Source organism: Peribacillus sp. SIMBA_075 (assembly GCF_046534585.1).
Map to the genome: position 1 here is coordinate 1 of NZ_JAWRYN010000007.1, position 23,977 is coordinate 23,977.

General features: G+C 42.9%; 23 protein-coding genes. 17 read left to right on the forward strand and 6 right to left on the reverse strand.

Annotated elements, in window-relative coordinates; translation table 11 throughout:
* Positions 1-456: 456 nt before the first annotated feature.
* The 4 genes from SB775_RS07715 (at position 457) to SB775_RS07730 (ending at position 4,338) form a co-directional block, all read left to right on the forward strand.
* Complete coding sequence (locus SB775_RS07715; RefSeq protein ID WP_089361751.1) at positions 457-1,443, forward strand: class I SAM-dependent methyltransferase; 987 nt, start codon at positions 457-459, stop codon at positions 1,441-1,443.
* Between the two features lie 165 nt (positions 1,444-1,608).
* The gene (locus tag SB775_RS07720) at positions 1,609-2,811 is read left to right on the forward strand and encodes an acetate kinase (protein ID WP_410861147.1); all 1,203 of its coding nucleotides are present in this window, start codon (positions 1,609-1,611) and stop codon (positions 2,809-2,811) included.
* Between the two features lie 175 nt (positions 2,812-2,986).
* Positions 2,987-3,829 carry an EcsC family protein gene (locus tag SB775_RS07725; protein ID WP_318682386.1) on the forward strand — a complete coding sequence of 281 codons (843 nt, stop codon included), beginning with the start codon at positions 2,987-2,989 and terminating at the stop codon, positions 3,827-3,829.
* Positions 3,826-4,338: a MogA/MoaB family molybdenum cofactor biosynthesis protein gene (locus tag SB775_RS07730; RefSeq protein WP_410861149.1), complete on the forward strand. Its 513-nt coding sequence runs from the start codon at positions 3,826-3,828 to the stop codon at positions 4,336-4,338. Before SB775_RS07725 ends, SB775_RS07730 begins: the two co-directional genes overlap by 4 nt.
* A 57-nt stretch (positions 4,339-4,395) precedes the next feature.
* Here the strand turns inward: SB775_RS07730 and SB775_RS07735 are convergent, their stop codons facing one another.
* Positions 4,396-4,710 (reverse strand): hypothetical protein, encoded by a 315-nt coding sequence (locus SB775_RS07735; protein WP_061464378.1) that lies wholly within the window; start codon positions 4,708-4,710, stop codon positions 4,396-4,398.
* 214 nt (positions 4,711-4,924) lie between these two features.
* On the opposite strand from SB775_RS07735, the gene SB775_RS07740 reads away from it, so the two are divergent.
* Both SB775_RS07740 and argH read left to right on the forward strand, forming a co-directional pair.
* A complete protein-coding gene (locus tag SB775_RS07740) occupies positions 4,925-6,133 on the forward strand; it encodes an argininosuccinate synthase (protein ID WP_061464377.1) in 1,209 nt (402 codons plus the stop codon).
* Entirely contained in the window at positions 6,130-7,509 is a 1,380-nt protein-coding gene (argH, locus tag SB775_RS07745) for an argininosuccinate lyase (RefSeq protein ID WP_089361747.1), read from the forward strand. Before SB775_RS07740 ends, argH begins: the two co-directional genes overlap by 4 nt.
* Before the next feature lie 47 nt (positions 7,510-7,556).
* Here argH and SB775_RS07750 read toward each other — a convergent pair whose 3' ends face one another.
* Positions 7,557-8,003 (reverse strand): universal stress protein, encoded by a 447-nt coding sequence (locus tag SB775_RS07750; protein WP_410861247.1) that lies wholly within the window; start codon positions 8,001-8,003, stop codon positions 7,557-7,559.
* 747 nt (positions 8,004-8,750) lie between these two features.
* On the opposite strand from SB775_RS07750, the gene bamE reads away from it, so the two are divergent.
* Positions 8,751-9,053: an outer membrane protein assembly factor BamE domain-containing protein gene (bamE, locus tag SB775_RS07755; RefSeq protein ID WP_410861150.1), complete on the forward strand. Its 303-nt coding sequence runs from the start codon at positions 8,751-8,753 to the stop codon at positions 9,051-9,053.
* Positions 9,054-9,140: 87 nt separating this feature from the next.
* On the opposite strand, the gene SB775_RS07760 is transcribed toward bamE, so the two are convergent.
* Complete coding sequence (locus SB775_RS07760) at positions 9,141-10,238, reverse strand: M24 family metallopeptidase (RefSeq protein WP_410861152.1); 1,098 nt, start codon at positions 10,236-10,238, stop codon at positions 9,141-9,143.
* 116 nt (positions 10,239-10,354) lie between these two features.
* On the opposite strand from SB775_RS07760, the gene SB775_RS07765 reads away from it, so the two are divergent.
* The 3 genes from SB775_RS07765 to SB775_RS07775 all read left to right on the forward strand — a co-directional run bounded on the left by SB775_RS07765 (position 10,355) and on the right by SB775_RS07775 (position 12,868).
* Positions 10,355-11,035: a metal-dependent hydrolase gene (locus SB775_RS07765; protein ID WP_410861153.1), complete on the forward strand. Its 681-nt coding sequence runs from the start codon at positions 10,355-10,357 to the stop codon at positions 11,033-11,035.
* A 217-nt stretch (positions 11,036-11,252) separates the two neighbouring features.
* The gene (locus SB775_RS07770) at positions 11,253-11,477 is read left to right on the forward strand and encodes a hypothetical protein (protein WP_317776915.1); all 225 of its coding nucleotides are present in this window, start codon (positions 11,253-11,255) and stop codon (positions 11,475-11,477) included.
* Between the two features lie 71 nt (positions 11,478-11,548).
* On the forward strand, positions 11,549-12,868 hold the full coding sequence (locus tag SB775_RS07775; RefSeq protein WP_061466161.1) for a DRTGG domain-containing protein: 1,320 nt from the start codon (positions 11,549-11,551) through the stop codon (positions 12,866-12,868).
* A gap of 32 nt (positions 12,869-12,900) precedes the next feature.
* Here the strand turns inward: SB775_RS07775 and SB775_RS07780 are convergent, their stop codons facing one another.
* Entirely contained in the window at positions 12,901-13,203 is a 303-nt protein-coding gene (locus SB775_RS07780; protein WP_061464371.1) for a YtpI family protein, read from the reverse strand.
* A gap of 171 nt (positions 13,204-13,374) precedes the next feature.
* Between SB775_RS07780 and SB775_RS07785 the strand changes: the two genes are divergently transcribed.
* Complete coding sequence (locus tag SB775_RS07785; protein WP_061464370.1) at positions 13,375-14,313, forward strand: DHH family phosphoesterase; 939 nt, start codon at positions 13,375-13,377, stop codon at positions 14,311-14,313.
* A 100-nt stretch (positions 14,314-14,413) separates the two neighbouring features.
* Here the strand turns inward: SB775_RS07785 and ytrI are convergent, their stop codons facing one another.
* Both ytrI and ytrH read right to left on the reverse strand, forming a co-directional pair.
* The gene (ytrI, locus tag SB775_RS07790) at positions 14,414-14,917 is read right to left on the reverse strand and encodes a sporulation membrane protein YtrI (RefSeq protein WP_410861155.1); all 504 of its coding nucleotides are present in this window, start codon (positions 14,915-14,917) and stop codon (positions 14,414-14,416) included.
* Entirely contained in the window at positions 14,914-15,249 is a 336-nt protein-coding gene (gene ytrH, locus SB775_RS07795; protein ID WP_061464368.1) for a sporulation membrane protein YtrH, read from the reverse strand. The genes ytrI and ytrH overlap by 4 nt, the downstream gene beginning before the upstream one ends.
* Before the next feature lie 182 nt (positions 15,250-15,431).
* On the opposite strand from ytrH, the gene dnaE reads away from it, so the two are divergent.
* The 6 genes from dnaE to pfkA all read left to right on the forward strand — a co-directional run bounded on the left by dnaE (position 15,432) and on the right by pfkA (position 23,968).
* The gene (gene dnaE, locus SB775_RS07800) at positions 15,432-18,791 is read left to right on the forward strand and encodes a DNA polymerase III subunit alpha (protein ID WP_410861156.1); all 3,360 of its coding nucleotides are present in this window, start codon (positions 15,432-15,434) and stop codon (positions 18,789-18,791) included.
* Between the two features lie 112 nt (positions 18,792-18,903).
* Positions 18,904-20,145 carry an NADP-dependent malic enzyme gene (ystJ, locus tag SB775_RS07805; protein WP_410861158.1) on the forward strand — a complete coding sequence of 414 codons (1,242 nt, stop codon included), beginning with the start codon at positions 18,904-18,906 and terminating at the stop codon, positions 20,143-20,145.
* Between the two features lie 5 nt (positions 20,146-20,150).
* Complete coding sequence (locus tag SB775_RS07810; protein ID WP_089361739.1) at positions 20,151-20,780, forward strand: FadR/GntR family transcriptional regulator; 630 nt, start codon at positions 20,151-20,153, stop codon at positions 20,778-20,780.
* Between the two features lie 90 nt (positions 20,781-20,870).
* Positions 20,871-21,734 (forward strand): acetyl-CoA carboxylase, carboxyltransferase subunit beta, encoded by an 864-nt coding sequence (gene accD, locus SB775_RS07815; protein WP_410861160.1) that lies wholly within the window; start codon positions 20,871-20,873, stop codon positions 21,732-21,734.
* A complete protein-coding gene (gene accA / locus SB775_RS07820; RefSeq protein WP_410861162.1) occupies positions 21,731-22,729 on the forward strand; it encodes an acetyl-CoA carboxylase carboxyl transferase subunit alpha in 999 nt (332 codons plus the stop codon). The genes accD and accA overlap by 4 nt, the downstream gene beginning before the upstream one ends.
* 279 nt (positions 22,730-23,008) lie before the next feature.
* Positions 23,009-23,968, forward strand: a complete 960-nt coding sequence (gene pfkA / locus SB775_RS07825) for a 6-phosphofructokinase (RefSeq protein WP_061464364.1) — start codon at positions 23,009-23,011, stop codon at positions 23,966-23,968.
* Positions 23,969-23,977: the final 9 nt, after the last annotated feature.

Below are 23,977 nucleotides of genomic sequence, written 5' to 3' on the forward strand. Positions count from 1 at the left end.
CCGAGGAGGCTCACCGCCCGCACCAAGGAAAGCGAGCATCTGGAGGGGAAATCAACCACAACTCACTACCTGGTAAACAGCCTAATGTTTAAAAGGAGAATATAGTTCATTGGTTATTAAATTCTAACCAACCAAGTGAAATCACAAAGATAATCCAAAGAACAATTAATATCCCGTACAAAATAAAAACAAAAAATCCCCACTTTAGAATCTTTTTTAGTATCATCCAAATAACACTTCCCCCTAGTCATCCACACTCGAAATGAACATGTTTACCATTTATTTACCAATTTTTAAAAACTTTTAAAAAAGAGTGGCTCGATTCTAAATATACGGACTTTCAAATAGGAAAACAGTACGTTAAACAAACGAAGAATGTTAAGCAGGACGTACGACTTGTATCTCTTTCTTCTTACCTATAAAATAAGGACAGAAGCAAACAGGAGGAATTAATAAGTGAAGTCTACCCCAGTTGAACAATTATTTTATGAATTTGATGAAACAGCCCAAATATTGCAAAGTGAATTATCATGTACGTATCTGGATGCCCTAGGTGAAACGGGTGAGAACTTCTTCCAGGGGAAAGTCCTGCAGGAGGAAATCAGTGAAGTATCGAAGAAAAGGTTAGTTAAGCATTATGGAGATTTTTCACCAGAGAAATATGAGAAGGAAGCAATTCGTAAAGCGTACCAGCTTGCTATTTTAAAAGGCATGCAGGAGAGCATCCAACCGAATCATCATATGACCCCGGATGCAGTCGGCATGTTCGTCAGCTATTTAGTCGGTAAATTCACCAAGGATCAAAAAGAATTGGTCATGCTAGATCCAGCTGTCGGAACGGGGAATTTACTATTTGCGATCTTGAATCAACTTACTGATAAAAGTATCGCATCATATGGTGTCGAGATTGATGAAACCTTGATCAGGCTTGCTTATGCAGGTGCCAACCTGCAAGAACATCCGCTGCAATTTTTCAACCAGGACAGCTTGGAGCCGCTTTTCATCGATCCTTCCGATGTTGTGGTCAGTGATTTGCCGATTGGTTATTATCCGAATGATGTGCGTGCAGCCGAATATGAATTGAAGGCAGATAATGGACATTCATATGCACACCATTTGTTTATTGAGCAAAGTGTTAAACATGTAAAGGATGGCGGACACCTTTTCTTCATTGTCCCTAATAACCTGTTCGTCTCGGAGGAAGCGCCGAAACTCAATGATTTCCTGAAGAAGCATACACATATCCAAGGGATGGTGCAACTGCCGCTTTCCATGTTTAAGAGTGAAGCGGCTGCGAAAAGCATCCTGATCCTTCAAAAGAAAAAAGAGGGTATCGAAGCTCCGAAGAAGGCACTGCTCGTACAACTTCCGAAGTTATCGGATTTCGAAGCGACAAGCTCTGTCATGCAGCAGATGGATGATTGGTTTAAAGAGGAAAAGTAGTCAATGAAAGCTGATGCCACAGGCATTGGCTTTCATTTTTTTTATTCCTAATTTTTGGTTTTTATTTGGTTGTATCCGCTCGCCATGATAAAATTGTACAATACACTGCATGTTTCGTTGAGATGATCATTGGAAGAACTAGCTTAGAGTAAAGGAGCAGGATGGATGTCAAAAATCATGGCTATTAATGCTGGCAGCTCTTCATTGAAGTTTCAACTTTTTGAGATGCCAAGTGAAAACGTAATTACAAAGGGTCTTGTAGAAAGGATTGGCTTGAAAAATTCCACATTCACTTTGAGCGTCGAAGGCAAAAAGGTATCTGAAACGGTGCATATACCCAACTATGAAGTGGCAGTAGGGCTTTTATTGAAAAAGCTGATTTACCATCGCATCATTGAATCCTTTGAAGAGATAGATGGCGTAGGGCATCGGGTTGTGCATGGTGGTGAGGTGTTCAGTGACTCCGTCTTGATTACGGTGGAAGTAATAGAGGAAATCGAAAAGCTTTCCGAGTTGGCACCCCTTCATAATCCCGCCAATATCACGGGAATCAAAGCCTTCAGGCAAATACTTGATGTTCCTGCTGTTGCCGTATTCGATACTGCCTTTCATCAAACGATGGCTGCAGATTCATATTTGTACAGCTTACCCTTTGAATATTATGAAAACTATGGAATAAGGAAATATGGGTTTCATGGTACTTCACATAAATATGTGTCGAAGCGGGCTGCAGCAATGATTGGCCGCCCAATCGAACAGCTTCGCTTGTTATCCTGCCATTTAGGGAATGGTGCAAGCATTACGGCCATAAAGGGCGGTAAATCGATTGATACATCAATGGGATTTACACCATTGGCCGGTGTTACAATGGGGACGCGTTCAGGCAACATCGACCCTGCGCTGATTCCATATATCATGGAGAAGACGGGAAAAACGGCTGATGAAGTGCTGGATGTCCTGAATAAGAAAAGCGGCATTCTAGCCCTTTCCGGGTTTTCCAGCGACCTGCGCGATATACAAGTGGAAGCGGATAAAGGCAATGATCGGGCTGTACTCGCACTTGAAGTTTTTGCAGATCGGATTCACAAGTACATAGGTTCCTATTCGGCTAAAATGGGAGGTGTGGACGGCATCATTTTTACAGCGGGCATCGGTGAAAACAGTCAAGCCATTAGGGGTCGAATCTTGGAGGGACTTGAATTCATGGGGGTATATTGGGATAAGGACCTCAACCGTACCTCGGGTAAGGAAGCCTTCATCAATACACCTTATTCCCCCGTTAAAGTGATGGTCATTCCCACTAATGAAGAAATCATGATTGTCAGGGATACCATGAGATTGGCTTTTAGCGAAAACATGACTTCATGATTTTTTATAAAGATCCCTTATCTATTGGTAAGGGATCTTTTCCATGAAAGCATTGATTCAAATGGTTTCACCCTCAACCGCACCTTCTTGCCCCTCTTCATCTTTCTTGAAAAGCCATCCTCTATGGTATACTTAAGGGAGAATCCACCAATTCTGTACATAGGAGGCTTGATGCATGGAATTCACGAATCGGGAAATTAAAATTTGGAATGAAATTAGTGAATGGCAGGAAAATCTTTATCAATATGAGCGAAAAGATTTGTCAGCATTGTATGATAAATGGTTAGAGCAGGGTTTTGACCTGCTTCCAGATAACGTCCAACAACAGTTTTTTGAAAAGCTTGATACTTGGCTTTTTCATTTGCATGCCATGGTTCAGAGCTCACAAATCCAAATAGATGCAAGAGAGCGGATTTTAGCATCTGCGCGCTTGTTTAAGGAAGATATCGAAACGCTGGATGACTTGAATCACTTATCGATCGATCAGTTGAATTACATAGCCAACCAGCATATCGCAAAGCATCGGTTGTATTCATTTGCACAAGGCGGTGTAAGCGGATCTGGTAGCCTGCTCCTGTTAGGGAGTGATATTCCGGCCATGACGGTCATCAATGTCAGGATCGTACAGCTGATTGCGATGTCTTATGGTGTTGAGGTGAATACGCCTTTTGAAATGATGATGGCCCTTAAGGTATTCAATGCAGGAGCGATGCCAAAGAGACTTCAAGGGATGGCCTGGGAAGAATTGATCCGGGAAGTCCAGAACGCGGAAGATGACTATTTTTATTTAGGAATCGAAGAACTTACAAATCCGACCTGGATGGAACAGCCATTGAAGCAGCTGTTGAAAGCCGTATCCATAACTGTCTTTCGAAAAAAATTGGTTCGGGGCATTCCATTCATCAGCATGGCCATCGGGGCTGGGGCCAATTATCAAATGACCCGGAATGTCAGTGAATTTGCGCAGAAGTTCTATCAATATCGGTATTTACAGAAGAAGAAGGCTGAAGAAGAATGAGTGTCAGGGATCATAAAGAAGGCTTCACGGAGGCAATTCGCTGCATGGTGATAACCGTTAGTGATACGCGTAATGAAGAAACGGATAAAAGCGGGGCACTGATGGTGGAATTATTGAAATCGAATGGGCATGAAGTGACGGAATATGAAATTGTAAAGGATGAAAGGGAAGCGATTCAAGCTGTGGTCACAGTTGGCAGCCAAAGCAGCAAGGTGGATGTCATATTAACAAACGGTGGCACTGGCATCGCCAATAGGGATGTAACGATCGAGGCGGTTCAAGAATTGATGACAAAGGAAATTCCGGGTTTTGGCGAGATTTTCCGAATGCTCAGCTTTCAAGAGGATATCGGTTCTGCAGCCATTCTATCGAGGGCGATTGCTGGGGTCGTGAACAACAAAGCGGTTTTTTCCACCCCGGGTTCAACGGGGGCAGTTCGGCTTGCGATGAATAAATTGATTCTCCCGGAATTGGGACATGTCGTTGGTGAGCTTCGGAAGGATTTATAAGAGGGATGCAAAAAAAGCCACAGTTTTAAACTGTGGCTTTTTTGCATGGAATAGGCCTTAATTATGCATCTTTTCACTCACGCCTTGATTGGTGCGATACCAAAGCCATAAATCATTGATGATGGAAGCAAGTTCCGCAATTTCGGAATTGAGCTGGCATGATTTGGTGAAATTACTTTCATCGGAGAGCTGAAACTGCTTACGGTTAATGGTGGATTCCAGTTCCTTGATGCGGTCCGGTATGCTCCCGCGGATATTCTCCCATTGTACGAGTATTTGCTGTTGCTCCCCTTTTGTATATTCATCCCACTCCAGATTCAAATCAGGAATGGGGATGCCAAGCCGTTCATCATAGGTAAATAGTTCTCTCATATTCCCACCACTTTTCGATTTTTCATACTCTTAGTTTACTATATTCTTGCGAAAGCATCCAATGTATGAATTCCCTGAAATTATTAACGGATTATTTAGCTAAATCTTTAAAATACCCCTTGTATTCCGTTTATAAAGATGATAAAGTACTAATCATAGATTGAATAAAAATAACACTGAGTGAATTTTTATTCACACGAAAGGGACGATTAAAATGGGAAAAAATCAAAAAGTTGTTTTAGCATATTCCGGAGGTTTGGATACTTCCGTTGCAATTAAATGGTTACAAGATCAAGGATACGAAGTTGTAGCATGCTGCTTGGATGTCGGTGAAGGGAAAGATTTGGACTTCATTAAAGAAAAAGCAATCACTGTTGGTGCGGTCAGTTCATATGTGATTGATGCGAAAGACGAATTCGCTGATGAATTCGCATTAACGGCTCTTCAGGCACATACTTTATATGAAGGGAAATATCCATTGGTTTCAGCTCTATCACGCCCGCTGATCGCTAAGAAATTAGTGGAAGTGGCTGAAGCGGAAAACGCGGTAGCCGTTGCGCACGGTTGTACGGGAAAAGGAAATGACCAAGTGCGTTTCGAAGTATCCATCTCGGCATTGAATCCTGATTTAGAAGTTCTTGCACCTGTTCGTGATTGGAAATGGTCTCGTGAAGAGGAGATTGAATATGCAGCTAAAAATGGCATTCCTGTTCCAATCGGCTTGGCAAGTCCATTCTCGATCGACCAAAACCTTTGGGGAAGAAGTAACGAATGCGGAATCCTGGAAGACCCATGGGCAGCTCCACCAGAAGAGGCTTATGATCTGACAACAAGCCTTGAAAATACGCCAGATACTGCTGACATCATTGAAATTGGTTTTGAACAAGGTGTACCGGTTACATTGAATGACAAAAACTATAAATTGGCTGACTTGATTGTTGAATTGAATCAGATTGCCGGTAAACACGGGGTTGGACGTATCGATCACGTAGAAAATAGATTAGTAGGAATCAAATCCCGTGAAGTATATGAAGCTCCAGGTGCTATGACATTAATTGCTGCACATAAAGAGCTTGAAGATATCACGCTTGTAAAAGAATTGGCTCACTTCAAACCAGTAATCGAGAAGAAAATGACTGAATTGATTTATGAAGGCCTTTGGTTCTCTCCGCTTCAAAAAGCATTGGCCGCTTTCCTTAAAGAAACACAAGTAAATGTAACGGGTACAGTCCGTGTGAAGCTTTTCAAAGGACATGCGATTGTTGAAGGAAGAAAATCCGAGTACTCTCTATATGACGAAAAACTGGCTACTTATACAAAAGCGGACGAATTCGATCATGATGCAGCAGTTGGGTTCATTAAGTTATGGGGACTTCCAACGAAAGTGAACAGCATGGTCAATAACAAGAAGGTGACAGTGTGAGCAGCAAGCTTTGGGGAGGGAGATTCACCAAGTCTGCCGAAGAATGGGTAGATGAGTTTGGAGCTTCCATCTCCTTTGACCAGGAACTTGTCCTTGAAGATATTCAAGGCAGCTTAGCCCATGTAACCATGTTAAAGCAATGTAGCATTTTACCTGAAGAAGATGCGGACCAGATCATTGCAGGACTGAAAAGTTTACAGGAAAAAGCTGAAAAGGGTGAATTGACTTTTAAGGTTGAGATGGAGGATATCCATCTTAACCTGGAAAGTATGCTAATAAGCGAAATTGGTCCAGTGGGCGGAAAGCTTCATACAGGCAGAAGCCGTAATGACCAAGTTGCAACAGATCTTCATCTGTATATGCGGAACCAAACAAAAGTGATCCTGGAACTCATCAATGATCTGCAAAAAGCGATTTTGGGACAGGCCAAAAAAAATGTGGAAACACTAATTCCAGGTTATACACATTTACAGCGGGCACAGCCCATTTCATTTGCCCACCATTTAATGGCTTATTTTTGGATGCTTGAGCGTGATAAGCAGCGTTTCACCGAGAGCTTCAAAAGAATTAATGTTTCTCCATTGGGTGCTGGGGCGCTAGCTGGGACGACTTTCCCGATTGACCGTGCCCTCAGTGCCGAACTATTGGGGTTTGAGGGGATTTATGAAAACAGCCTTGATGCGGTAAGTGATCGTGACTTTGCTATTGAATTCATGAGCAACAGTGCGACGATGATGATGCATTTATCCCGTTTCAGCGAAGAAATCATTCTATGGTCAAGCCAGGAGTTCCAATTCGTTGAATTGGATGATGCGTTTTCAACGGGAAGCAGCATTATGCCGCAAAAGAAAAACCCTGATATGGCAGAATTGATTCGTGGTAAAACAGGAAGGGTTTATGGGAATTTAACGGGGTTATTGACTGTATTGAAAGGATTGCCGCTTGCTTATAATAAAGATATGCAAGAAGATAAAGAAGGCGTTTTCGATACGGTCAAGACCATTGTTGGTTCACTTAAAATATTTGCTGGCATGATTTCAACAATGAAAGTGAAAACGGACGTCATGGAAAAAGCAACAAGAAATGACTTCTCGAATGCGACGGAATTAGCTGATTACCTAGCTTCAAAGGGAATGCCTTTCCGTAAGGCACACGAGGTGGTCGGGAAACTTGTATTGTTCTGTGTCCAGAATGGCTGCTATTTAGTAGACCTAAGCATTGAACAATTCCAGGAAGCCTCCGATTTGTTTGGACATGATATTTACGATGCATTAAATCCTTACGAAGCCGTTAAACGCCGTAACAGTGCGGGCGGTACAGGTTTTGCCCAAGTGTTGCTGGCGATTGAAAAAGCCGAAAAACTGGTAAGTGAATAACAGTGAAAAAGCTCGTTCACCAATTTGGCGAACGAGCTTTTTTATGATCATCTTTTATCACTATTCGTACGGACGACAATTACATCACAGTTTGAATGGCGAACGATACCTTCCGACACGCTGCCGATCAGGAAACGTTCGACGGCATTAAGGCCAGTTGCACCGCACACAATTAAATCGATTGAATGTTTTTTGGCAATATCCCTTGGAATTTGAACTTTAGGAGAACCATATGCCACTTCTGTTTGGACTTTTGCAACCCCGGATGCAATGGCTTCCATTTTATACTTTTCCAATAGCTCATTGGCAAAGGTTTCAGAGTGTTCACGGATAGTCATATCATATGCTTCGATAGTAGGGAAATTCCTTGTGTCAACAATATGTGCAAGACATAGGGTCGCATCACTGAGTTTTGCTAAATAGATAGCCTTTTTTAAAGCCCACTCTGCTTCTTCCGAACCGTCCACTGCTACTAGAATATTCTTATAATCTATACTATTCAAGTGAATCTCCTCCTTCTATTTCATCCCTATTATACTATTATTTACCTGATTGTCTTATTTCAATTGTAACAAATTAGCGAATGTTTTAGCCAGTGCCCAAGAAATCGCAACATGAAACAATATGGGTTCTAGAAAAGTTGAACTTGTTATTCCGAATAAGAAGCTTTACTTTAACCAAACCGCTTATGTCTTTTATTCACTTGATTTGTTTATTTATGGTAAGGCTGGGCGTGAGAGGGGAGTTTTTTCTTTGAGTGTTTCAAGAATATTAAACTATGCATTATATTTATACGTACTTTTGTATACGTTGATCTATTCCTTTTTTATTGGCTCTTTTCGTAAAGATTGTTGTTTTTAAAACGAAACTTTTAAGGTTGATTGGAGCAAAAGTGCGAGACTCCTGCGGGAGCAGCGGGACAGGTGAGACCCCACAGGCGTTTACGCCGAGGAGGCTCACCGCCCGCACCAAGGAAAGCGAGCATCTGGAGGGGAAATCAACCACAACTCACTACCTGGTAAATAGCACATAGTATGTGAAAACAGCCTTTTTATTTTATTCATTAATGTTGTACATGCTTCTATCAGTATAACGAGTATATCAGCACTGCTGCTTCCATTTGTTCTTTTGCTATTTTTTCAATGGATTTCATGGAAATATACCGATTCACAAAATAAAAGGAAAATTAAAATTAGTGTATTGCCATTTCAAGCCTTGGCTTTCTTCTGCTGCTTTATTGTGTGGTCATTTTAGGGGTAAATGAATATGAATCAAGGTTCACCACCGAAAGATGGTTAAATAATGATGAAGGAAGAGTATATCTGGTTGATGACTTACTGAATGATCATGAATTGATAGGAAAGACAAAAGGAGAAGTGATTACGCTTTTAGGTTCTCCAACAGAAACGGAATATTTCAAAGAGGAAGATGTTGTTTATTACCTTGGTGCCGAGAGGGGAATAATAAGTATAGATAGTGAATGGCTTGTCATTTGGTTTGACGGCAATGAACAAGCTGTTAAATTTGAACTGCGGACCGATTAGTTGAAATGAAATTAGATTAATAGTTACCCCCGCCTTAATGAGGGCGGGGGTATCCGGGTTTCGTTACATTAAACGATCAATGCATGATCATTTTATGATTTGCAGGCTCTTCGGATATTTGGTCAAAACCTCACAGCCGGTATCGGTGATTAATAGATCATCTTCAATCCTGACGCCTGCAACATTTGGAACATATATACCCGGTTCGATGGTATAAACCATTCCGGATTGAAGTTCAAGGGTATTCGTTTCGGTCAAGGATGGGTATTCATGGACGCTGATCCCAAGTCCGTGGCCGAGCCTGTGCGGGAAGAATTCACCGTATCCTTTATTCCTGATGATGTTTCTTGCAATCAGGTCAATCTCGGAACAGGATACACCTGGTTTACTGGCTGTAACGGCAGCTTCTTGTGCTTTAAGTACCGTTTCATATATCTCTGCCTGTTTATCATTGATATCTCCGTAAGCAACCGTTCTAGTGATGTCAGAGCAGTACCCTTCATGAACGACCCCCAGGTCAAAGAGGACAAGATCGCCACGCTGAACCTTCGTATTCCCGGGTGTGCCATGTGGGGAAGCGCCATTTTTACCAGTCAGGACCATTGTGGAGAATGACATTTGGCTTACTCCGGCCTTTTTCAGTTCGAATTCTATCGCTGCAAGGATTTCCATTTCCGTTTTACCTTCATGAATTTCGCTGACACCCACTTCGATCGCAAAGTCGGCAAGGCGGCATGCTTCACGGATTTTGACCATTTCATCTTCCGACTTGATCATTCGCATCCTTTGGAGTTTTTCTTCTGCTGAAACGAGCTTTGGTGCTCCGAAGTGATGTTGGACCTTTTCATAGCGCTCTACATTCATATGCTCTTTTTCAATGGCCATTTTCTTTATGGTTAACCCGCGATTCACCACTGCTTGCTTAACTTTTTCCCATGGATTTTCAATGTCGGTATAACCAATGATATCCCCATTCCATCCAGCGTGTTTAGCATCCGGAACTTCCATCTGCGGGCAGACAAGGAATGGGTCGGCATTTGCAAAAATGGCAAGTGCAAGCAGTCTTTCATGAGGATCACTAAAGAACCCGCTTAAATAGAAGATGCTTTCTGTGGATGTAAGTAATGCGGCTTCAACCTCATTGGCCTGAAGCCAATTTTGTAGTTCTGTCAAACGTTCATTCATGACGATACCTCCAACTATAAGATATAATTACCTTAGCAATATTTAAAAGTATAGTAAATGGGTAAGGCCTAATAAGGCTATTTAAAAATTAGTGGTATGGGAAGGGAGCATCAGAAATGAAAGTATCTTTTCATGGACATGCAGTTGTAAAAGTCGAAACGAATGGTCAAACGATTTTATTCGATCCGTTCATCAATGGAAATGAATTGACCGATTTGAAGGTAGAAGATGTGAAACCGGATGTGATCATCTTGACACATGGTCATAATGACCACGTTGGTGACACGGTCGAATTGGCCAAAAGGCATGACGCACTTGTCATTGGCATTGCAGAAATTGCCGACTATCTTGGTGCTCAAGGGGTTAGGACTCACGGCATGAGCATCGGCGGAGCTTTCGAATTCGAATTTGGAAAAGTGAAACTGACGCCTGCTTTCCATGGAACGGGATTCAATAACGGAGATGGGCAAATCATTTATTTAGGAATGCCTGCTGGCGTATTACTTATGATAGAAGGGAAAACGATCTATCATGCAGGGGATACGGCGGTATTTTCCGATATGAAACTGATCGGTGAGCGACATCCGATTGACTTGGCATTTTTGCCAATCGGCGACAATTACACCATGGGGCCGGAAGATGCCGCACTTGCAGCGAAATTCCTTCAAGCCAAACAGGTCGTGCCGATTCATTACAATACTTTCCCTGTCATCAAACAGGATCCTAACAAATTCATTGACCTGCTTGAAGAGGGGAATGGACTGATCATGGAAGCCGGGGATGAAATTGAATTATAAAAGGAGCGGGAGCCACATGGCCTCCCGTTTTTGTTTGGGTCGTTCGGGAAGTAGCGGGAGCGGATGGAGGATTGAAATGAAAGGAAATCCTTGTAGCATTGCCTTTTACGAATCTGGATTTTTATAGAGGTGTCGTAAAGTAAATCTCGTTCATTCAGCCAAGTCTTTTTTCCTTTCGCAGGCATAAAATGAATAGATGGTAAAAAGGGGGGATTGGATGAAACAGAGGTTATTACTATGTTTGCTTTTATGCGGTGTGATGCTGTATTATGCCGTGCCGCGCTTGTCGCTGGAAAGTGGCGGTTTGGAGAGCCTGTTTGCCGGAACCTGGTTGTTGTTTGCCTTGTTGGCGGTAGCGGGGAACTTGACGGGAATACTATATTCTCCTAAAAAACAAAAGGTAAAACGCCAGCTGGAATACAAAAGGTTGCGCCAATACTAGTAGTTGTTTGATAAACTAGGCTCTTTGACCTTATAATGGAGAATAGGAATACCGTGAAAAGGGTGAAGCGCTTGGCTACAAAGCATGAACAAATATTAAAACATATCGATGGGCTCCCTGTTGGTGAAAAGATTTCCGTCCGTCAAATTGCGAAAGCATTAAATGTTAGTGAAGGTACGGCATATCGGGCAATTAAAGAGGCGGAGAACCAGGGCTACGTGAGCTCGATTGAGCGGGTAGGCACGATCCGTATCGAGAAAAAGAAAAAAGAGAATATTGAAAAGCTCACTTTTGCCGAGGTAGTTAATATTGTGGACGGACAAGTTCTGGGTGGAAAAACGGGACTTCATAAGACATTAAATAAATTCGTCATCGGGGCGATGAAGCTGGATGCCATGATGAGATATACAGGTGCAGGAAATCTGCTGATCGTCGGGAACCGTACCCAGGCCCATGAGCACGCGTTAAATGCGGGTGCAGCGGTGCTGATCACCGGGGGATTCGATACGGAAGAGCCCGTTAAAAGGTTGGCCGATGAATTGGAGATGCCAGTCATTTCTACAAGTTACGATACCTTTACCGTTGCAACGATGATCAATCGGGCAATCTATGACCAATTGATCAAAAAGGAAATATTGCTGGTGGAGGATATTTTGACGCCCGTACAGGAAACGACCTTTTTAACGGTTGGTGACCGGGTTCAGACTTGGCATGAACTGAATCAGGAATCAGGGCATAGCCGTTTCCCTGTTGTCGATTACAATATGAAGGTTCAAGGAATGGTCACATCAAAAGATATCATGGGTCAGGAAGAGTTGACGCTCATTGATAAGGTGATGACGAAAAACCCGATGACCGTAGGCGATAAAATGAGTGTAGCATCTTCTGCACATATGATGGTTTGGGAAGGCATTGAGTTAATCCCGGTCGTGAATGACAGTCATATCCTGAAGGGAATCGTGAGCAGGCAGGATGTACTGAAGGCACTGCAAATGAGTCAAAGGCAGCCACAGGTCGGCGAAACGATCGACGATACGATCACAAGTCAGCTTGTGATGACTTCGAATCGCGGCAAGGGTGAGGAAGTGTATAACTATGGCGTCACTCCGCAGATGACCAATTATCTTGGGACCATTTCAAGCGGTGTGTTCACGACATTGGTTACGGATTCAGCAAACCGGGCACTTCGAAGCTATAAGCGCGGTGACTTGGTCGTGGAAAATATGACGATTTATTTCATCAAGCCAGTTCAGATCGACAGCACGCTTGAAATCCATCCGCGTGTCCTTGATGTAGGACGTAAATTCGGAAAAGTGGATGTCGAGGTGTTTAACCAAGGCAAACTTGTCGGTAAGGCGATGTTAACCTGCCAATTGCTTGATCGATCATGATAAATAAATCAAAAAGGATAATCGATATTCGATTATCCTTTTTGATTTACGGCTTCTTCAATTGCATGCGGCAGGTAAAATCTATACATTTTATAGCCTCCCCAAACGCTGAATAGGCCAACGGAAATGAAAACGGCAGAAATGATATAAGTGGTGGTTGAGTGGAATAGAAAAAGCTGATTGATTCCGAATAGTGCGACAAACGCACCAAGGGCAATGGAAGACTTCCCTGAAATCCACTTTTTTTCCATCGGCATTTTGGTTCGGACCGATTTGATCTTATAAAACAAATAGACCCCTAGTGAAAGAACGATCAAGGTTACAAGAATAGGCATCGTTTAAAATTCCCCCAATTTAACATATGTACCTTTTTATTGTAGCGGGAAATGAAAGAGAATGCCACAGTAAACCAAGATGACACTTCCTATTTCCCCAATTTTTTGATTAAATGAAATATATAAAATCTTTATTAGGTTCGATAATACATAGTTTGAGGGGAGATCAATATGAAGGCTGAAATTTTAGCAGATATAAAGCGTTATGATACTATCATTCTCCATCGCCATGTCCGTCCAGATCCGGATGCTTATGGTTCACAGGGGGGATTGGCGGAAATCCTGAAGGCATCTTTCCCTGAAAAGCGGATTTATACGGTTGGGAAAGAAGAACCGTCACTGAATTATTTAAGAAGGCTCGATGTGATTTCTGATGAAACATATCAAGGTGCTTTGGTCATCGTTTGTGATACCGCCAATACCGACCGGATTTGTGATTCAAGGTATATGACGGGGGATAAACTGATTAAGATTGACCATCATCCTAATGAAGATCCATATGGGGATATGCGCTGGGTCGATACTTCAGCAAGTTCTGCAAGTGAAATGATTTATGAATTCTACCAATTCGGTAAAGAAAAAGGCTTGAAGATGAGTGATGAAGCGGCACGCCTTCTATATGCAGGCATCGTTGGCGATACAGGGCGTTTCCTATTCCAAAGCACGACTGAAAAGACATTTGCCTATGCCAGTGAATTGATTCACTATTCGTTCTCCCGTCCGCAATTATATCAGGAGATGTATGATGTCAATGAAAGCATTGTCAGGTTGAATGGCTATGTTCTGCAGCATTTTGAGATCCTTCCATATGGCACGGGGAAAATGATCATCACAAAGGATATACTTGAAACATTCCATGCTTCGGCATCGGAGGCGTCTCAGCTCGTTTCCTCGCTAGGTTCGATTAAAAATGTTAAGACATGGGTCTTTTTCATTGAAGAGGATAAAGAAATCCGAGTCCGTTTCCGTTCCAAAGGTCCAATCATCAATACGATTGCCCGTAAATATAACGGCGGAGGCCATCCGTTTGCAGCAGGGGCTTCGATCCATTCTTGGGATGAAGTGGATAATATCCTTGCCGATTTGGAAGAGTTGAATAAAGCGAATTAGAAAACGATTTTTGGATTGAAATGACATGAAGACCAAATCAAAGTGATTTGGTCTTTTAGCTTTGCGGATATAATAAGGACTTTGTCGGAAAGCGGTTTTATCAAGAGCTCCTCTTTACTTTGATTTCAATGTTCATTTTCGTATAAAACATGATTTCCACGACTTCAAGGTCATAACGCTTTTTATTGATGGTCACGATTTTATTTTCGATTGATTTTTTCAAGAGCATCTTTCCATTATATACACTGACGACATCTTTGGCGAGAAGGGAGGAAAGGTCGTCCTCTATCACATCCTCCGCCTCCGCGACACTCAGCTGATCGAGACTATATGCTTTTCCATTCGTAATCGTCACTTCGACCTCTTGAATCGTTAAGATCTCTTCGTTTTGCTGATTCAATTTTTTATAATCCTGCTCCCAGATCCCGATTTTTTCGTTCAAATCCTTGACTTCTTCTCTTTGGTCATGAATGATCCGTATCTGTGTTTCTTGCTGGACCCCATACATATAAAAGAAAATCACCCAGCTGATCAATCCGCCAAGTGCGGCCCCGGCAAAAAAACGCTGCCAGGTGGGTGCCCGGTGATAGGGAGGAATCCTCATGATGATATATGCTCCTGAGTGAACCAGTTGATGATCAGTGCTCCTGTCTGTGCTCCCCCAAGTGCAGATAGAATCAATAGGATCTGCTTGACTATATCCTTCGTTTCTCCGTGGAAAATGCCGCGTTCGAAATTATAGACCATATCAAAAGTACCCCCGATGGCAGCGACAATCGCCCATATACGCAGGCTGTCCGATAGCCGGAACACAGTCGTCATCGGAGCTTGTCCAGTAAAAAAAGCGGCGAGGCCCCCGATTAACGAGCCTCCAAGCAATACGCCAAGCGATATGAAAAAGCTGTTGATAAAGGCCGGAAAAAAGGCTTCATTCATATATCATCATCCTTTTTTGCTTGATATTCTTCTATTCTATTTATATGGGAAGTGCAGAGGTATTATGATAGTCGGCGAAAATCAGGGTGATAAATTGGATTGGTAATGAGAACATATTTTCTTTTTTTGAAATAAACACTATAATGAAAAGAAACATGCCTTACAAAGGTGGGAGAAAAAACGTGTATACTCATCTCCATATTCAGAGCGGATACAGCCTGCTGACAAGTACGGTGAAGATCACTGATCTTGTGGCCAAAGCGAAAGCGGATGGCTGTACAAGTCTTGCCTTAACCGATCGAAATGTTATGTACGGTTCGGTCTATTTTTATAAAGAATGTAAGAAACAGGGAATAAAGCCGATTGTCGGCCTTCTTGCAGATGTCCTCGATGAACAGGAATCGGCACATGGCCTTCTTTTATTGGCAAAAAATCTGCAAGGCTATCAAAACCTGCTTAAAATAAGCAGTGCCATAAAAACGAAATCCCCGTCAGGCATTCCAATGAACTGGCTTAAAGCCTACTCCGGGGGCTTGATAGCAATAACACCGGGTGCAGAGGGGCACATAGAAACGCTATTAAGAGAAGAAAATACTGAAGGAGCCAAACAGGCTGCAGGTCGATTTCTGCAAATTTTTGGTCATGATAACTTTTTTGTATCCATACAGAGACTTTCGATTGCGGACGAAGAGAAAGGTATCGAAGCCTTAAGTCAGTTGGCGAGAGAATTAGGGATAAAGATCGTTGCGACCAATCCGGTTTATTTTTTGAACGAAAGCGATGCACTCGCTCAGGAAGTCCTTCTGGCAATTGGAAATGGTGACAAGCTGTCGGATGAGACGCATACGGTTCTTGAATCCAATCAATTTTATTTGAAAAGCAGGGCTCAGATGGCAGAACTATTCCATGACAGGCCGGATGCACTCGAAAATTCACTACATATTGCCGCGCAATGCAATCTTGAAATTCCGTTTCATCGTTCACTGCTGCCTAAGTACCCCACTGAAGATGGAGTCACAGCCGAGGAGATGCTCGAAGTTGTCTGTTTCCAAGGGCTGCGGAAAAGATTTCCTGAGCCATCCATTCAATATGAAGAGCGCCTTCGGTATGAATTGGATATAATTACCAAGATGAATTTCAGTGATTACTTTTTAATCGTTTGGGATTTCATGAAATTCGCTAAGGATCACCAAATCCTGACTGGTCCTGGAAGGGGATCGGCCGCCGGATCGATGGTTGCTTATGTGCTGTCGATAACGGATGTCGATCCAATCGAGCATTCCTTGCTGTTCGAGCGTTTCCTGAATCCTGAACGTGTCTCGATGCCGGATATCGATATTGATTTTCCGGATAACCGCCGTGAAGAAGTGATTGCCTATGTCGCGAAGAAATATGGGGAACTTCATGTAGCACAAATCATTACATTCGGAACATTAGCTGCCAAGGCTGCTTTAAGGGACACAGGACGTGTTTTCGGCTTGAATTCAAAGGAACAGGAAGCGGTATCGAAAATGATTCCAGGCCGTCTGGGCATCACGCTTCCTGAAGCTTTCAAGGAATCGAAAAGGCTGAGGGAATTCGTTAATGAGAGTGAGATGAATCAAAAACTTTTTCAAACGGCGTTATTGCTTGAAGGGCTGCCTCGCCATGCTTCGACACATGCTGCAGGCGTCGTCATCAGCGACAAGGCACTGACCGAGCATATCCCGATTCAGGGAGGGCATGACGGCATCCATCTTACTCAATATCCAATGGACCTTCTTGAAGAACTGGGACTTCTTAAAATGGATTTTCTTGGGCTTCGCAATTTAACGCTCATCGAAAATATTTTAAAGAACATCCACAAGGGAACGGGGAAAAAACTGGACCTGTCGCATATCCCGATGGATGACCCCGAGACGTTAGCCCTTTTAGGGAGAGGTGAAACAACTGGAGTGTTTCAATTTGAATCGGATGGCATCCGAAAGGTTTTGATCAAGCTGAAACCGAACCGATTCGAGGATATTGTCGCGGTCAATGCCCTCTATCGTCCAGGTCCCATGGAGAACATACCGCTGTTCATCGAGCGAAAACATGGACTTGCTCCCATTGAGTACCTGCACCAGGATTTGAAGGATATCCTTGAGCCTACATACGGAGTCATTGTTTATCAAGAACAGATCATGCAAATTGCCTCTCGCCTCGCCGGATTTTCACTTGGGGAAGCTGACCTGCTCCGTCGTGCCGTTTCGAAGAAGAAAAAGGATGTGTTGGATCAGGAGCGGCAGCATTTTGTGAGCGGCTCTTTGAAACAAGGATATTCCGAAAAAACGGCAGATGAGATTTATTCCTTGATCGTCCGCTTCGCTAATTACGGATTCAACCGTAGCCATGCGGTTGCTTATAGTGTCATTGCTTATCAGCTGGGGTACTTGAAAACCCACCATCCGGAATATTTCATGGCAGCACTCATGACATCGGTAGTGGGAAATGATGAAAAGATTGCCCAATATATCCGTGAGGCAAAAAAGAAAGGGATGACGGTTCTGCCTCCTTCGATTAACCGGAGCGGATACCCGTTTTTACCGGAAAAGGAAGGGATCCGCTATAGTCTTGGAGCCATAAAAGGAATAGGCGGTACGGTTTTGAAAGAAATCTTTGCTGCAAGACGACAAAAGACGTTCGCTGATTTATTCGATTTCTGTTTGCGCGTTTCGGGGAAAATCGTAAATCGAAAAGTGTTGGAGGCGCTTGTGCATTCAGGTGCTTTTGATGAATTCGGTGAAGACCGGGCAACATTATTGGCGAGTTTGGACATAGCGATCAGCCATACGGAATTGGTAAATCCAGATGATGATCTATTCGATATGTTTTCGGATGGCGGGTTTTCACTCAAACCGAAATACAACCGGGTCGAGCCCATTCCTATCGAGCACAAACTCTCATTGGAGAAAAGTGCATTGGGGCTTTATCTATCGAATCATCCCGTGACCAGCTACAGGGAACTATTTCAGTACTTCGGCTGTTTGACCATAGACGAGGCTACCAATAAAAAGGAATCAAAAGTCTTACTTGGCGCATATATTACGTCGGTTAAAACCATAAGGACAAAAAAGGGCGATGTTATGGCCTTTTTGAGCGTCAGTGATGAAGAGGGGGACATTGAGGCGGTCGTTTTTCCCAATGTATATAAAAACCACTCTGCCGACTTGAATCATGGACAACTCGTTATGCTGCAGGGGACATTGGAAGAACGGGATGGAAAAACCCAGCTCCTGATCAGGAACGTATATCCGCTTGAAAAAGTGAAAAGGATGAAAGAGGAACAAAACGGAACGGTTTTCCTGAAAATTGAGGCTGGCAAGCAAACGAAGGATACACTGCAAAAAATAAAAAAAATTTTAATGCAGCATAGCGGCGAAACAAAGGTCATGCTTTTTTACGAGCGGGAAAACCGCTATGTACAGCTATCTTATTGGGATTGGGTCAATCCTACAGATAGTCTGATGCAGGCATTATTTGGTTTAGTCGGAAAAGGTAATGTGGTTTATAAGCGAGAATAACTGTTTTACAACTTAAGCAGTTATGTTATATTGAAAACAGGCCGCTGTGGTCTGACCACTAGATTTCAGCATATAAGATATGGGTTACCCAATATGTTTTAGGAGTGAAAATATGTCATTAAGAGAAGAAGCTTTACATATGCATCGCATGAATCAAGGGAAATTAGAAACAGTTTCAAAAGTACCGGTTAGGAATGCAGAAGATTTAAGTCTTGCTTATTCTCCTGGTGTCGCAGAACCATGTAAAGAAATATACGATAAGCCAGAAACCGTTTATGATTATACAATGAAAGGGAACACTGTTGCTGTTATTTCTGATGGAACGGCTGTGTTGGGACTTGGAAACATCGGCCCTGAAGCTGCTTTGCCGGTTATGGAAGGAAAAGCCGTTTTATTTAAAAGTTTCGCTGGAGTGGACTCTTTTCCAATCTGTTTAAAAACGACGGATGTGGATAAAATTGTAGAGACAGTTAAATTACTCGAACCGACATTCGGAGGAGTTAACTTAGAGGACATTGCCGCACCAAATTGTTTTGAAATTGAAGAACGACTTAAGAAAGAAATGAATATCCCTGTTTTTCATGATGATCAGCACGGTACGGCCATTGTAACCGTTGCAGGTCTTGTAAATGCCTTACGACTTGTGAATAAATCAATCTCAGAAATTAAAGTGGTAGCGAATGGGGCCGGGGCTGCGGGTATTGCTATCATTAAATTGCTTTATAGCTACGGAGTTCGTGACATTATTATGTGTGACACGAAGGGTGCCATTTATGAGGGCCGTTCGTCAGGCATGAATGATATAAAAGAACAAGTGGCGAAAGTGACCAATCGCAATAAGATTTCAGGACCTTTGGAAGCGGTCATTCAAGACGCTGATGTATTTGTAGGCGTTTCTGCCGCAGGTGCGTTAACCAAAGAAATGGTTTCTTTAATGAATAAGGATGCGATCATTTTCGCGATGGCTAATCCAAATCCGGAAATCATGCCGGAGGATGCGAAAGCAGCGGGTGCCAAGGTTGTTGGAACGGGCCGTTCGGATTTCCCGAATCAGGTCAATAATGTCCTTGCATTCCCGGGAATTTTCCGTGGGGCATTGGATGTACGTGCGACTCATATCAATGAAAAAATGAAGGTTGCTGCTGTAGAGGCCATTGCCGGTTTAATTGAGGAACATGAGTTGAACGAAGACTACGTTATCCCTGCTCCTTTTGATGAGAGGGTAGCGCCTGCCGTTGCGGCTGCTGTTGCCAAGGCAGCGATGGAAACGGGAGTGGCTAGAATTAATATGGATCCCGAGGCAATTAAAGAAAAAACAAGGAAATTAGCGATCATTGGAAAAAGTGAGGAATAATTAATTTGGCAGGTCGGACTTCTTCATCCAAAATTTATCTCGATGTCGTTGAGAGCCTACGTAGCATGATTGAAGCGGAAAGCCTCCTGCCGGGAGATAAAATCCCATCAGAACGGGAGTTATCGGATCGTTTTAATGTTGGTCGTTCCTCTGTACGGGAAGCATTGCGTGCCTTAGAGCTATTAGGATTAATAGAAACAAGGCGTGGTGAAGGAACGTTTATCAGGGATTTCCAGGAGCATAAGCTAGTCGAGCTTCTGGGAACCTTTTTTTTGCAAGATAAAAAAGTACAAGAAGATTTGGCTGAGACGAAAAGGCTGATTGAAATTGACTGTTTACGGATTGTCGCCTTTTTCGCTACAGCTGAGGATATCAAACGATTAATGGTCTGGGTCAAGACGGATGAGTTTCATGATGATGATTTCTTCTTAAGAATTGCCATATTGAATCGCAATCGATTGATGGAACGAATTTGGCGCATTGTCAACAGCTATGCTAGAACATCAGAGATGGTACAGGGTAATGTGAAAAAAGAAGATTATCTGGCACTTCTTACATATTTACTCGAACGGGATGAAGAAAAAGCCATCGAAACGTATCTTATTAGAATTAGAAATATGTCGAAGGACGAGTGACACCTTTTTACACGATACTACTTTAATTTCTGATATAGTTTGTACCAAGTATCAAATAATAGATAATTGGTGGTAAAGGGAGGATTAAGCTTGCTTAAAGAGCTATTTGCGAAGTCTAAGAAGAAATATGCAACGGTTCCTTTAGATCGGGAGAAACAAGATATACCAGAAGGAATTATGACAAAATGCCCCGGCTGTAAAAAAATCATGTATACAAAAGAATTAGTGAAAAACAATAAAGTCTGTCTGCATTGCGGGTTCCATCATTCGATGTCTTCCCATGAGCGTATCGAATGTTTATTCGACGCCGGCAGTTTTAATGAATTTGATAAAGAAATGATTTCAGTTAACCCACTTGGATTTCCGGATTACTTGGATAAATTGGAAAAGGACAAAAAGAAGGCCAAGATTAATGAGGCCGTTGTTACAGGAGTAGGGAACATCAATGGGTACCAAGTATCAACAGCCATCATGGATTCCAATTTCCGGATGGGAAGCATGGGCTCCGTTGTTGGTGAAAAAATCACCCGTGCCATTGAACGTGCAGGTGAATTGAAGATTCCGTTTATCATTTTTACGGCATCAGGCGGCGCTCGGATGCAGGAGGGTGTTTTAAGCTTGATGCAGATGGCAAAGACGAGTGCTGCACTCAAGATGTTCAGCAATGAAGGCGGGCTGATCATATCAATGATGACCCATCCTACCACAGGTGGGGTTTCGGCAAGTTTCGCGTCACTTGGTGACATTAATCTAGCCGAACCTGGAGCACTTATTGGTTTTGCGGGACGAAGAATCATTGAACAGACGATTCATGAAGAGCTTCCAGAAGACTTCCAAACATCTGAATTCTTGATGAAGCACGGCCAATTGGATGCGGTTGTCAAACGTACGGAAATGAAAGAAACTTTGACGACGATCCTTAAAATTCATGCCCCGGGTGGTGAATGGTTATGATTTACGAATTAGAGTTCGAGCGTCCCGTTACGGACCTGAGAAATAAGATTAAAGAGCTAAAGGCGATTACGAAGGATGCTGACGTAGACCTTACAGCAGAAATCGAAACGTTGGAAAAGCGTCTAGAGAAGCTGGAAGTGGATATTTATAACCATTTAAAACCGTGGGATCGCGTTCAGATTGCCCGTCATCCAGCCCGTCCGACGACGCTTGATTACATTCCAAGATTATTCAATGACTTCATAGAGTTTCATGGAGATCGTTATTATGGGGATGATGAAGCGATTGTGGCTGGAATCGCAGAGTTTGATGGACTTGCCGTGACTGTCATTGGACATCAAAGAGGTAAGGATACGAAGGAAAACATCCGCCGTAACTTTGGCATGCCCCATCCGGAAGGCTATCGAAAAGCTTTGCGTCTGATGAAACAGGCGGAAAAATTCAATCGTCCGATTATTTGTTTCATTGATACGAAGGGAGCTTTCCCGGGCAAAGCTGCTGAAGAGCGCGGACAAAGTGAAGCCATTGCGAAAAACCTTTTTGAAATGGCAGGGCTTAAGGTGCCGGTCATCAGCATTGTCATTGGTGAAGGTGGAAGCGGCGGTGCATTGGCACTTGGTGTTGGAGACCGAATTTTTATGCTTGAGAATTCAACATATTCGGTAATTTCTCCTGAAGGGGCTGCGGCATTGCTGTGGAAGGATGCTTCTCAGGCTAAGAGGGCTGCGGAATCGATGCAAATCACTGCTCCCGACTTAAACCGTTTAGGAGTCATCGATGAGATCATTCCTGAAGTGAGAGGCGGCGCCCACCGGGATGCAAATTTACAGGCAGAAGCCATCAAGGAAATCCTGAAACGTTCATTCAATGAACTTCTGCCATTGAATAGTGATGACCTTATTAACCAGCGTTACATGAAATTCAAGAAAATCGGTGAATATGAATTTGAAAAACAATCTGAGGGGAAACCTAAGGAAGTTGAACAGCATTCATAATACATTTTGCAAAAAGGAAAAACGTGCTGCCAAGGGCAACACGTTTTTTCAGCCTTTAATGGTGTGCATATGTATTCATTACCGAAACCTGTAAAGAATATGGTTTGTGTATAGTATGTAAATTTTTACACCATTTTACTTCAATTTCTGTAGAGAATCGGTTAGGCTTATTACATCAGGTGAGCATAAGTGTAACAGATACTGCTTATTGAAGCTTGAAAAAGGGTACAATGATATAATGAGCTTAAAATTGATTAGTGCTGTAGAGAGGTGACATTTATGAAAAGAATTGGTGTATTGACTAGTGGAGGAGATTCTCCAGGCATGAATGCGGCAGTCCGTGCGGTTGTCCGTAAAGCAATTTTTCATGAAATGGAGGTCTTCGGGATTTATTATGGATATCAGGGCCTTATAAATGGTAATATAAGGAAACTTGAGCTTGGGTCGGTCGGGGATATCATTCATCGAGGCGGCACAATGTTACATACGGCTCGCTGTCCGGAATTTAAGACAGAGGAAGGCCAGCTTAAAGCGATTGAACAACTGAATAAACTTGGCATCGAGGGCATTGTCATAATAGGTGGCGATGGTTCTTACCGCGGAGCGAAAGCTTTGACTGAAAGGGGCTTCCCTTGTATCGGAGTTCCTGGAACGATTGACAATGACATACCGGGTACGGACTTTACGATTGGTTTCGATACAGCCCTGAATACAGTAATCGACGCTATCGATAAGATTCGGGATACGGCAACTTCTCATGAAAGGACTTATGTGGTTGAAGTAATGGGAAGAAATGCCGGCGATATCGCGCTTTGGGCCGGCCTGGCTGGCGGAGCGGAAACGATCCTTTGTCCTGAATGCGAATATGATATGGAAGATCTGATTGGGAAGCTGAACCGCGGACATGACCGTGGGAAAAAGCATAGTATCATCATTGTAGCTGAAGGTGTTGGAAGTGCCGTTGATATTTCGAGGAAAATTGAGGCGAAAGCAGGATTTGAAACCCGTGTAACGGTTCTCGGCCATGTCCAGCGCGGAGGATCTCCTTCGGCAAATGACCGTGTATTGGCAAGCCGGCTTGGAGCCAAAGCTGTTGAATTGCTTCTTGAAGGCAAAGGGGGCAGGGCTGTTGGAATAGAACAAAATCGGCTAGTTGATTATGATATCATCGAAGCCCTTGCTAAACCGCATACAATTGACAAGAAAATGTACGATTTATCCTCTGAGTTATCCATTTAAATCAGTATT